This is a genomic window from Enterobacter soli ATCC BAA-2102, from assembly GCF_001654845.1.
GTDB classification, from domain to species: domain Bacteria; phylum Pseudomonadota; class Gammaproteobacteria; order Enterobacterales; family Enterobacteriaceae; genus Enterobacter; species Enterobacter soli.
Map to the genome: position 1 here is coordinate 93,297 of NZ_LXES01000019.1, position 10,062 is coordinate 103,358.

Annotated in this window: 9 protein-coding genes; 7 read left to right on the forward strand and 2 right to left on the reverse strand. The window is 54.7% G+C overall.

The genetic code is table 11. The features are described from left to right. Positions 1–94 precede the first annotated feature (94 nt). The 4 genes from xylA to M987_RS06795 all read left to right on the forward strand — a co-directional run bounded on the left by xylA (position 95) and on the right by M987_RS06795 (position 4,508). Positions 95–1,417: a xylose isomerase gene (xylA, locus tag M987_RS06780; protein WP_088201899.1), complete on the forward strand. Its 1,323-nt coding sequence runs from the start codon at positions 95–97 to the stop codon at positions 1,415–1,417. 73 nt (positions 1,418–1,490) lie between these two features. Further along, positions 1,491–2,945 (forward strand): xylulokinase, encoded by a 1,455-nt coding sequence (xylB, locus tag M987_RS06785; protein ID WP_014068416.1) that lies wholly within the window; start codon positions 1,491–1,493, stop codon positions 2,943–2,945. A gap of 103 nt (positions 2,946–3,048) precedes the next feature. After that, positions 3,049–3,588 (forward strand): isochorismatase family protein, encoded by a 540-nt coding sequence (locus M987_RS06790; RefSeq protein ID WP_014068417.1) that lies wholly within the window; start codon positions 3,049–3,051, stop codon positions 3,586–3,588. Next, positions 3,588–4,508, forward strand: coding sequence for a GlxA family transcriptional regulator (locus M987_RS06795; RefSeq protein WP_014068418.1), 921 nt, complete (start codon positions 3,588–3,590; stop codon positions 4,506–4,508). Before M987_RS06790 ends, M987_RS06795 begins: the two co-directional genes overlap by 1 nt. Here the strand turns inward: M987_RS06795 and M987_RS06800 are convergent. Continuing rightward, entirely contained in the window at positions 4,501–5,496 is a 996-nt protein-coding gene (locus M987_RS06800) for an acyltransferase (RefSeq protein ID WP_014068419.1), read from the reverse strand. The genes M987_RS06795 and M987_RS06800 overlap by 8 nt on opposite strands. A gap of 184 nt (positions 5,497–5,680) precedes the next feature. Between M987_RS06800 and M987_RS06805 the strand changes: the two genes are divergently transcribed. From M987_RS06805 to glyS, 3 genes are all read left to right on the forward strand, one after another. Continuing rightward, on the forward strand, positions 5,681–5,986 hold the full coding sequence (locus M987_RS06805; RefSeq protein ID WP_014068420.1) for a YsaB family lipoprotein: 306 nt from the start codon (positions 5,681–5,683) through the stop codon (positions 5,984–5,986). Positions 5,987–6,146: 160 nt separating this feature from the next. Continuing rightward, a complete protein-coding gene (gene glyQ / locus M987_RS06810) occupies positions 6,147–7,058 on the forward strand; it encodes a glycine--tRNA ligase subunit alpha (RefSeq protein ID WP_003860141.1) in 912 nt (303 codons plus the stop codon). 9 nt (positions 7,059–7,067) lie between these two features. Then, positions 7,068–9,137 carry a glycine--tRNA ligase subunit beta gene (gene glyS / locus M987_RS06815; protein ID WP_014068421.1) on the forward strand — a complete coding sequence of 690 codons (2,070 nt, stop codon included), beginning with the start codon at positions 7,068–7,070 and terminating at the stop codon, positions 9,135–9,137. Positions 9,138–9,201: 64 nt separating this feature from the next. Here the strand turns inward: glyS and M987_RS06820 are convergent, their stop codons facing one another. Further along, entirely contained in the window at positions 9,202–9,639 is a 438-nt protein-coding gene (locus M987_RS06820) for a hypothetical protein (RefSeq protein WP_014068422.1), read from the reverse strand. Between the last annotated feature and the right edge of the window lie 423 nt (positions 9,640–10,062).

Sequence of the window (10,062 nt, forward strand, 5' to 3'; positions counted from 1 at the left end):
AGTGTGAAATAACGTAATTGAGCAAGTCAGAATGTCTATTCACTATTACTCCAGTATCGACTACTCGCCGCATCCCTTGATTATGGAGCTCAATATGCAAGCTTATTTCGACCAACTCGATCGCGTTCGTTACGAAGGCCCGAAAACGTCCAATCATTTAGCATTTCGTCATTACAACCCGGATGAGCTGGTGCTGGGTAAGCGCATGGAAGACCATCTGCGCTTTGCCGCCTGTTACTGGCACACCTTCTGCTGGAATGGCGCCGATATGTTCGGTGTGGGTTCCTTCGACCGCCCGTGGCAGCAACCCGGCGAGGCCATTGAGCTGGCGAAGCGTAAAGCGGATGTTGCGTTTGAATTCTTCCACAAGCTGAACGTGCCGTATTACTGCTTCCACGATGTGGATGTGTCACCGGAAGGCGCATCCCTGAAAGAGTATCTGAACAACTTTGCACAAATGGTTGACGTGCTGGCAGCGAAACAGCAGCAAAGTGGCGTGAAACTGCTGTGGGGCACAGCAAACTGCTTCACTAACCCGCGTTATGGTGCCGGTGCGGCAACAAACCCTGACCCAGAAGTGTTCAGTTGGGCCGCCACCCAGGTGGTGACCGCAATGAACGCAACCCATCAGCTGGGTGGCGAGAACTACGTTCTCTGGGGGGGCCGCGAAGGTTATGAAACCCTGCTGAACACCGATTTGCGCCAGGAGCGTGAACAGATTGGTCGCTTTATGCAGATGGTTGTCGAGCATAAACACAAAATCGGTTTCCGCGGCACGTTGCTGATTGAGCCAAAACCGCAAGAGCCAACCAAGCATCAGTACGATTATGACGTTGCCACCGTGTACGGCTTCCTGAAGCAGTTTGGTCTGGAAAAAGAGATCAAAGTGAATATCGAAGCCAACCACGCCACGCTGGCGGGTCACTCTTTCCATCATGAAATCGCTTCTGCCATTGCGCTCGGTATCTTTGGTTCTGTTGATGCGAACCGTGGCGATGCACAGCTGGGCTGGGATACCGATCAGTTCCCGAACAGCGTTGAAGAAAATGCGCTGGTGATGTACGAAATCATCAAAGCAGGTGGCTTCACCACGGGTGGCCTGAACTTCGATGCCAAAGTGCGCCGTCAGAGTACTGACAAATATGACCTGTTCTACGGCCACATTGGCGCGATGGACACCATGGCGCTGGCGCTGAAAGTCGCGGCTCGTATGATTGAAGACGGTGAGCTGGATAAGCGCGTAGCGAAGCGTTATAGCGGCTGGAACAGTGAGCTGGGCCAGCAAATTTTGAAAGGCCAGTTATCGCTTGCCGACATCGCGAAGTACGCTGAACAGCATCATCTGGCGCCACAGCACCAAAGCGGACACCAGGAGTTGCTGGAAAACCTGGTGAATCACTACCTGTTCGATAAGTAACAGTGAGCTGAAGACGTGCATAGGCCCGGTAAGCGTAACGCCACCGGGCATTTCTGTTAAAGGAGTCACCGCAATGTATATCGGGATCGATCTTGGCACATCGGGTGTGAAAGCCATCCTGCTCAGCGAGCAGGGCGAAGTGTTAGCAACACAGACTGAAAAGCTTCAGGTTTCACGCCCGCATCCGCTGTGGTCGGAACAGGACCCGGAGCAATGGTGGCAGGCGACGGATCGTGCGATGAAGGCGCTGGGTGAACAACACAGCCTGCGTGATGTAAAAGCGCTCGGCATTGCCGGGCAAATGCATGGCGCTACGCTGCTTGATAGCGAGCACCGCGTGTTGCGCCCGGCTATTCTCTGGAACGATGGCCGTTGCGGTGAAGAGTGCGCCATTCTGGAAGGCCGCGTGCCCACTTCCCGGGAGATAACGGGCAACCTGATGATGCCAGGTTTTACCGCCCCAAAACTGCTGTGGGTGCAACGCCATGAACCTGATGTGTTCCGTCAGGTCGCCAAGGTGCTGCTGCCGAAAGATTATCTGCGTTTTCGTATGACGGATGATTTCGCCAGCGATATGTCTGACGCGGCGGGCACCATGTGGCTCGATGTGGCCAAACGAGACTGGAGTGAGGCTATGCTCGATGCCTGCCATCTGACGCGCGATCATATGCCGGCGCTTTTTGAAGGCAGCGAGATCACAGGGACATTGCTGCCCGCCGTTGCCAAAAGCTGGAACATGCCGGCTGTGCCGGTGGTGGCTGGTGGTGGTGATAATGCGGCTGGTGCTGTGGGTGTCGGGATGGTTGATGCGGGGCAGGCGATGCTCTCGCTGGGGACATCCGGCGTCTATTTTGCGGTTAGCGATGGTTATCGCAGCAACCCTGAAAATGCGGTGCACAGTTTCTGCCATGCCCTTCCGGGTAAGTGGCATCTGATGTCGGTGATGCTGAGTGCGGCATCCTGCCTTGACTGGGCGGCAAAACTGACTGGAATGGCCGATGTCCCGACGCTGATTGCGGCTGCGCAGCAGGCGGATGAAAACGCAGGTACCGTCTGGTTTTTACCTTATCTTTCCGGCGAGCGTACGCCGCATAACAACCCTGAAGCCAAAGGCGTCTTTTTTGGGCTGACGCATCAGCACGGTCCCGCAGAGCTGGCGCGTGCGGTGCTCGAAGGGGTGGGTTATGCACTGGCCGACGGGATGGACGTCGTACACGACTGCGGACTAAAACCCGGCAGTATCACCCTGATTGGCGGAGGTGCCCGGAGCAGCTACTGGCGACAGATGTTGTCTGATATCAGCGGGTTGCAGCTGGATTACCGGACGGGGGGTGATGTAGGCCCTGCGTTGGGGGCGGCGCGTCTGGCGCAGATTGCCCTGAATCCGGATACGCCGCTTGCACAGCTATTGCCGCAGCTTGCGCTTGAACAGGCGCATGTGCCTGATGCTAAACGCCATTTACAGTACGCCGAAAGGCGCGATGTCTTCCGCAAAATCTACCAGCAACTGCTGCCGTTAATGTCATAAAAGCGGTTGTCTGGAAGAGGCATGAGGATGTCCTTTTTTGGTCTGTTCGTGCTCCCATTTCCTCGCCAGGATAAGGTTACACCCACTGGCGAGGAGAACTATCATGTCACGCATTGCTTTACTAAATATCGATACTCAACAGTCTTTCCATCATCGTGATTACTGGCAGGAGAAGGATATTCCTGCGTTCCAGCAGGCGATGCTTGGGCTGATCGAAGGCTGCGAATCGCGCCATGTTCCTGTTGTTGATATCTTTCATGTCGACGAAGATGGCCCCTTCTCACTGCAAAGTGGCTATGTCAAACCGATGGCCTTTTTACGTCATCGTCCTGCCGTGGTATTTCAGAAACACGTCCATAATGCCTTTACTGATACCGGTCTTGATCACTGGCTGCGAGAGCGTGATATCAACCAGTTGATCATCTGCGGCATTCGCACCGAGCAGTGCTGTGAAACAACCGCCCGGGTGGCCTCCGATTTGGGCTATGCTGTGACCTTTGTTAGCGAGGCAACGCTCACGTTTCCGATGACGCATAAGGGGGTCACCCTCAGCGCAGACGAACTGCGCCATCGCACCGAGACGGTGCTGGCTGGGCGATTTGCCGATATTAAAACCGTCGCGCAGGCGCTGGAGTCACTTTAATGAGCATCGACGTCTGGTTCGTCATGCTGCCAGGGGTGTTGTCATTAGACATGACCGGCCCGGCAGAAACCTTCGTGCTGGCAGGCGATGCATTTCGCCTGCATTACATTGGCCCGCAGCCCGAAGTCCCGACGTCGATTGGCCTGTCGATGGGGGGCATCCAGCCCTTGCCGGATACCCTGCCTGCGGGGAGTTTGCTGGTGCTGCCAGGCGTCAGCGACTCCCGCTATCAGTTTTCAACGCCGCAAGCGAAGGGTATTCAGAACTGGTTGATGCGCCTGCAACCGCAAATTCACCATCAGGACATTACTGTCATGTGTGTCTGTTCAGGGGCTTTGCTGGCGGCGAAATCCGGTTTGCTGAATGGCAGGCAGTGCACAACGCATCACGATGTCATTGACCGTTTGCGCAGTGCGGCACCGACGGCCGCGATCAAAGAGAATCGCATATTCGTTCAGGATGGAAGTCTCTGGACCAGCGCCGGGATCACGTCGGGTATCGATCTGGCGCTGCACATGATTAATCGTCTTTGCGGGCCGGAAAAGGCGCTGGCCGTGGCGCGTGAGATGGTGGTCTGGTTCCGTCGCTCTGGCGACGACCCGCAGCTATCCCCCTGGTTACGCTATCGTAACCATATTCATCCGGCCATCCATCGTGCGCAGGATGCCCTCACCGCAGAACCGCAAAAAGCGTGGAGCCTGCCGGACATCGCCACACTGGCACACGTTAGCCCGCGCCATTTGACCCGGCTTTTTCAGGCCCATTTAGGGATAAGCGTTCGGGATTACCTGGAGCAATTGCGTCTGGCGGTGGCTGAGCAGTGGTTGTTGCAGGGACGGGGCGTGGAGCAGGCGTCACTGGCGGCAGGGTTTTCCTCCCCGCGCCAGTATCACCGCGCCAGGCAGCGCATCATTAACTGACGAAACGGCGAGCATCAATCTTCTGTAGCAGCATCGACAACAACAAACTCACGGCAAGCGTAGCGGCAAAAATCCAGACAATATCGAGCAGCGGCCAGCTTTTGAGCTCAACCCCTCGGGTCCGCAGGGCGTGGATCACCAGCGCGTGAAACCCGTAAATCCCCAGAGAATGCCGCGAGATAAACCCAAGCCAGGGAAGAGGGCGGGCATTCAGCGTATTTTTGACCAGCGTCAGCAGGGAGACGGCACAGATAAAGACCATCGGCCCGCAGTAGAGATACCACGTATCAGCGAAGTTACCGCGCCATTGCAGTTCGTACAGCGTCCCGCGGGAGATAATCACCACACCGATGATAAAAATGGCGGCGCATAGCCCATTGAGCCCGCGCTTTTGCGTGTCCATCATGCCAATGGCGCGCCCCAACATGCCGTAGAGAATGTAGTAGAACGTATCACCACTGATATAGAGGTTGACTGGCAACCATTCAAATCCCCCGATCTTTTGCGACACCGTATTGGGGTTGGCTACCACGCCAATCACCACCATCAGCGCCAGCAGCATTTTTCCGCTCACATTTTTTACCTGAATCAGCGGGGAAACCAGATAGATAACGATAATCGCGAAGAAGAACCACAGATGATAGAACACCGGCTTTTGCAGCAGATATTTGAGTGAAAGCCCGGCGTTAATAGAGGTAAACAGCGTGATATAGAGCAGCGCAATGGCGCTGTAAAACAGCAGACATGAGGCGATGCGCATGAAATGCTTCGGCTGCGCGCTGCGCTCGCCAAAAAAGAGAAAGCCAGAAATCATAAAGAACAACGGCACGCTGACGCGGGACGCAGAGTTCAGAATATTGGCGATATCCCAGTTAACGTGGCTGATACTGTGGGCGTTAGTGACATACCAGGTGGTGGTATGGATCATTACCACCATCAGACAGGCTATTCCTCGCAGGTTATCAATCCAGTTAATTTTTGACTGCATCAGTTCCTCTGTTGTCCTGTTAAAAAGAGTGTGACTGCCAATGCACGAAAGCCTCTCATTGGAAAATTCTGAGTTTTATTATGCGGGCTTGTATGGAGGCCGCGAGATTCGCAGAATGCCAAACCTTAATCTATAAAAGCTTTGATACTAAAAATAACAGCCACAGACCAGGCCGGTAATAAAAATGATGATGAAGCGTGTGGCGTCACTCTTTCTGCTGCTTATGCTGGCAGGATGCAGTTCTTCGCAAGATGCCCCTGTGCAAAAAGCGCAGCAGGGTAAAATGAGCCCTGAACGCTCTCTGAATATGGAGCAACTGTGCAAAGATCAGGCTGCTCACCGCTATAACACGGGCATGGAGAAAATCGATGTCACGGGCTTTGAACGGTTTCAGGGCAGTTTCGAGCTGCGGGGACATACCTCTCGTAAAGAGGGCTTTGTCTGTTCTTTTGACGCAGACGGCCAGTTTTTACACCTCTCGATGCGCTAATGTGTGTGGATAATCAGCAGCCAGAGCGGGCAAGTCTTCTGGCTGAAAGCCTTATTTCCCAATTTTCCCTAAACAAACCCGTTTCGTACTGTATATCTTGCAGTCAGCGGGTATACTGATCCCTTCCATTAAAAACCACACGTATCCAGCACGACATACTATGCAAAAGTTTGATACCAAGACCTTCCAGGGCCTGATCCTGACCTTACAGGATTACTGGGCTCGTCAGGGCTGTACCATTGTTCAACCTTTGGACATGGAAGTAGGCGCAGGCACTTCACACCCGATGACCAGCTTACGCGCGTTGGGGCCAGAACCAATGGCAACGGCTTATGTGCAGCCATCCCGCCGCCCTACTGATGGCCGTTACGGCGAAAACCCGAACCGTTTACAGCACTACTATCAGTTCCAGGTTGTGATTAAGCCATCACCGGATAACATTCAGGAGCTGTACCTCGGGTCGCTGAAAGAGCTGGGTATGGATCCAACTATCCACGACATTCGCTTCGTGGAAGATAACTGGGAAAACCCAACGCTGGGTGCCTGGGGTCTGGGCTGGGAAGTGTGGCTGAACGGTATGGAAGTGACTCAGTTCACTTACTTCCAGCAGGTTGGTGGTCTGGAATGTAAACCGATTACCGGTGAAATCACCTACGGTCTGGAACGTCTGGCTATGTACATTCAGGGCGTAGACAGCGTTTACGACCTGGTCTGGAGCGACGGCCCACTGGGTAAAACCACGTACGGCGACGTGTTCCATCAGAACGAAGTGGAGCAATCCACCTATAACTTCGAATACGCAGATGTGGACTTCCTGTTCACGTGCTTCGAGCAGTATGAGAAAGAAGCACAGCAGCTGCTGGCGCTGGAGACTCCGCTGCCGCTGCCTGCTTATGAGCGTATTCTGAAGGCCGCCCACAGCTTCAACCTGCTGGACGCCCGCAAGGCTATCTCCGTGACTGAACGTCAGCGCTACATTCTGCGTATTCGTACCCTGACCAAAGCCGTTGCAGAAGCTTACTACGCGTCCCGTGAAGCCCTTGGCTTCCCGATGTGCAATCGAAATAAATAAGAGGCGGCCATGTCTGAGAAAACTTTCCTAGTGGAAATCGGCACCGAAGAGCTGCCACCAAAAGCCCTGCGCAGCCTGGCTGAATCTTTTGCTGCGAACGTAACCGCCGAGCTGGATAACGCTGGCCTGGCGCACGGTAAAATTGAATGGTTTGCTGCACCGCGTCGTCTGGCGCTGAAAGTGGCCAATCTGGCGGCTTCTCAGCCCGATCGTGAAGTGGAAAAACGTGGCCCGGCGATTGCTCAGGCGTTCGACGCTGAAGGTAAACCAAGCAAGGCGGCGGAAGGCTGGGCGCGTGGTTGCGGTATCACCGTTGACCAGGCTGAGCGTCTGACCACTGACAAAGGCGAGTGGCTGCTGTATCGCGCCCATGTCAAAGGCGAAAGCGCAGAAACGCTGCTGCCAGACATGATCGCGACTTCTCTGGCGAAACTGCCGATTCCAAAACTGATGCGCTGGGGTGCGTCTGACGTGCACTTCGTGCGTCCGGTTCACACTGTGACTCTGCTGCTGGGTGACACCGTTGTACCAGCCACCATTCTGGGTGTGGCATCCGATCGCGTGATCCGCGGCCACCGCTTTATGGGCGAGCCGGAGTTCACCATCGACAACGCTGATCAGTATCCTCAGATCCTGCTGGAGCGCGGTAAAGTCATTGCTGACTACGAGCTGCGTAAAGCGAAGATTAAAGCTGATGCAGAAGAAGCCGCGCGCAAGATTGGCGGTAACGCTGACCTGAGCGAAAGCCTGCTGGAAGAAGTCACCTCTCTGGTCGAGTGGCCGGTTGTACTGACGGCTAAGTTCGAAGAGAAGTTCCTGGCTGTTCCGGCTGAAGCGCTGGTTTACACCATGAAGGGTGACCAGAAGTACTTCCCGGTCTATGCCAACGACGGCAAACTGCTGCCAAACTTCATCTTTGTGGCGAACATTGAGTCCAAAGATCCGGTCCAGATTATTTCCGGTAACGAGAAAGTGGTTCGTCCACGTCTGGCGGATGCAGAGTTCTTCTTCAATACCGACCGCAAAAAACGCCTGGAAGACCATCTGCCGCGCTTGCAGACCGTACTGTTCCAGCAACAGCTGGGTACGCTGCGCGACAAAACCGACCGCATTGCAGAGCTGTCCGGCTGGATCGCTCGTGAAATCGGCGCAGATGTGAACCACGCGACCCGCGCGGGCCTGCTGTCTAAATGCGACCTCATGACCAACATGGTGTTCGAATTTACCGACACCCAGGGCGTGATGGGGATGCACTACGCGCGTCACGATGGCGAAGCAGAAGATGTGGCGGTTGCCCTGAACGAGCAGTATCAGCCGCGCTTTGCGGGTGACGATCTGCCGTCCAACCCGGTTGCCTGTGCCGTCGCGATTGCCGATAAAATGGATACCCTGGCGGGTATCTTCGGCATCGGTCAGCATCCGAAAGGTGACAAAGACCCGTTTGCGCTGCGTCGTGCCGCACTGGGTGTACTGCGTATCATCGTTGAGAAGAACCTGAACCTTGATCTGCAAACCCTGACCGAAGAAGCCGTTCGTCTGTACGGCGACAAGCTGACCAACGCGAAAGTGGTGGATGACGTTATCGACTTCATGCTCGGCCGTTTCCGCGCCTGGTATCAGGACGAAGGTTATACTGTCGACACCATTCAGGCGGTACTGGCGCGTCGTCCGACCCGTCCGGCAGATTTCGATGCGCGTATGAAGGCGGTATCTCACTTCCGTACTCTGGAAGCAGCATCTGCGCTGGCTGCGGCTAACAAACGTGTATCCAACATCCTGGCAAAATCCGACGAAACGCTGAACGAGCGTGTGAACGCCGCGACGCTGAAAGAGCCGGAAGAGATCGCCCTGGCGATGCAGGTTGTGGTGCTGCGTGACAAGCTGGAGCCGTTCTTCGCGGAAGGTCGTTATCAGGAAGCGCTGGTCGAACTGGCTGAACTGCGTGAGCCGGTTGATGCCTTCTTCGAGAAAGTGATGGTGAACGTAGAAGATAAAGATCTGCGTGTGAACCGTCTCTCTATGCTTGAAAAACTGCGTGAGCTGTTCCTGCGCGTGGCGGATATTTCGCTGCTCCAGTAATGTGTCCGTTGTTACAAACGCTAAAAACCCGCTTCGGCGGGTTTTTTTATGGTGCAGCTTTGCTTTAACCGATTGCGATCGTGCCTTCAGAGGTTTTCAGCCAGCGTGGCGCTTTTAGTGTATCGGCAAAATAGCCGACCAGTTCGCGCAGCAAATCCTCCAGCACGATCTCGGTCTGCAGCGGCAGTGAACCGTTGATCAGCAATTGCGTGATCTCCTGGCAGTAACGTACCAGTTGATCACATTCAGGTTCGAAAGCCGGAAGGCGTGAAGGAAGTTCTTCCACGGTCAGGCTTGCTTTTAAGTATTCCGGAATTGGTTCAAGAAGCGTGGGTTGCAGCAGGTTCAGGCAGGCGGACAGTCTGCCGTAGAGCGCCATTTTTTGTGTGGGTTCTTCGCAATCAATCACGACATCTGTGAAGCGTTCACAGTTATCCGCCAGTTCGGTAAAGGCGGTGGAGTGGTTGAAGGGAAGGGTGATTAAAGAGTCAGTCATAGCCATAGTAAAACCTCAGTGAGTGGTATATCTTCCGCCACCGGAGGTTCCAGGCTCGCTGGTGGCGGAACCGAACAGGGTTGGAACGACTGGCCTCACTGACACCAGCGCGCTTTGCAGCGCCCCTGTCCGGCCCGCCATTGGGATGCAGCAGGCCGTACGACACAGAGCCTGTGTCGCCAGTGAAGTGAGTCAGGGTTCCAATCCCGGCACCTGATTTTGCAGGTGCGAAGAGAACTTACTGCTCATCAAAACAAGCGGCAACAGATTTGAGCTATGTCGCTGAGGATATTACCATTTCTGGAAAGAGGCTCGCAAAATTACCGTCTGTTCCACCCATACCCTCTCCCAAAGATCTGAGGGTTCCCCGGTCGTTTTTGTCGTTACTCAGCGATGGCATTACGCCATTGAAATAAAAGGCTTACAGCG

Bases quoted from the DNA above. Each gene is read 5' to 3' on its own strand.
- M987_RS06790 (WP_014068417.1), top strand. From the start codon at position 3,049: ATGTCACGCATTGCTTTACTAAATATCGATACTCAACAGTCTTTCCAT.
- glyQ (WP_003860141.1), top strand. From the start codon at position 6,147: ATGCAAAAGTTTGATACCAAGACCTTCCAGGGCCTGATCCTGACCTTA.
- M987_RS06820 (WP_014068422.1), bottom strand. From the start codon at position 9,639: ATGGCTATGACTGACTCTTTAATCACCCTTCCCTTCAACCACTCCACC.
- xylA (WP_088201899.1), top strand. From the start codon at position 95: ATGCAAGCTTATTTCGACCAACTCGATCGCGTTCGTTACGAAGGCCCG.
- M987_RS06795 (WP_014068418.1), top strand. From the start codon at position 3,588: ATGAGCATCGACGTCTGGTTCGTCATGCTGCCAGGGGTGTTGTCATTA.
- M987_RS06805 (WP_014068420.1), top strand. From the start codon at position 5,681: ATGATGATGAAGCGTGTGGCGTCACTCTTTCTGCTGCTTATGCTGGCA.
- M987_RS06800 (WP_014068419.1), bottom strand. From the start codon at position 5,496: ATGCAGTCAAAAATTAACTGGATTGATAACCTGCGAGGAATAGCCTGT.
- xylB (WP_014068416.1), top strand. From the start codon at position 1,491: ATGTATATCGGGATCGATCTTGGCACATCGGGTGTGAAAGCCATCCTG.
- glyS (WP_014068421.1), top strand. From the start codon at position 7,068: ATGTCTGAGAAAACTTTCCTAGTGGAAATCGGCACCGAAGAGCTGCCA.